We start from the raw sequence: 769 nt of genomic DNA on the forward strand, positions 1-769 counted from the left end.
CGACACTGAAGGCATGGACGAGCCGTTATCACCGATCATCGATCTGTCGCTGATCAGCGCCGTCGTCTTCGACACCGACGGGGTGGTCACCGACACCGCACGCGTGCACGCGGCGGCCTGGAAGCACGTCTTCGACCGGTTCCTGCGGGGCCGGTCGACACCCTTCGACGTCCGCGAGGACTACCTGCGCCACGTCGACGGCCGGCCCCGGCTGGACGGCGTACGCACCTTCCTGGCCTCGCGCGGCCTCACCCTGCCCGAAGGCGGGCCGGACGACCCGCCGGACGCACTGACCGTGCACGGCCTGGGCACCGCCAAGGACAAGCTGTTCGCCGAACAGGTCGCGCGCTACGGCGTGGCCGCCTTCCCCGACACCGTGGCCCTGCTGCACGAGCTGCGCCGGCGCGGCTGCCGTACCGCCGTGGTCTCGGCCAGCCGCAACGGCCGCACCGTGGTGACCGCAGCCGGGACGAGGCAACTGTTCGACGTCCTCATCGACGGCACCGACGCCGACCGCCTCGGCCTGCCCGGCAAACCCGATCCGGCACTGTTCCTGGAGGCCGCCCGCCGCCTGGAGGCACCCACGGGCCGCACGGCGCTCGCCGAGGACGCGCTGCCCGGGGTGGAGGCCGGCCGACGGGGCGGCTTCGGCCTGATCATCGGGGTCGACCGCACCGGTCAGGCGACGGAGCTGCGCCAACGCGGAGCGGATGTCGTGGTGGCCGATCTCGGCGAGCTGACCGTGGTCGGACGGGTGCAGGTGGGTGCG

1 protein-coding gene is annotated in these 769 nt (G+C 73.1%); it reads left to right on the forward strand.

Annotated features, from left to right (window positions below; genetic code table 11):
* Positions 1–13: 13 nt before the first annotated feature.
* Positions 14–769 (forward strand): HAD family hydrolase (locus Pta02_RS40825; RefSeq protein WP_203880420.1); only part of this gene is annotated, 756 nt, incomplete at its 3' end.

Origin of the sequence: Paraplanobispora takensis, assembly GCF_016863195.1 — a bacterium.
Lineage (GTDB): Bacteria > Actinomycetota > Actinomycetes > Streptosporangiales > Streptosporangiaceae > Planobispora > Planobispora takensis.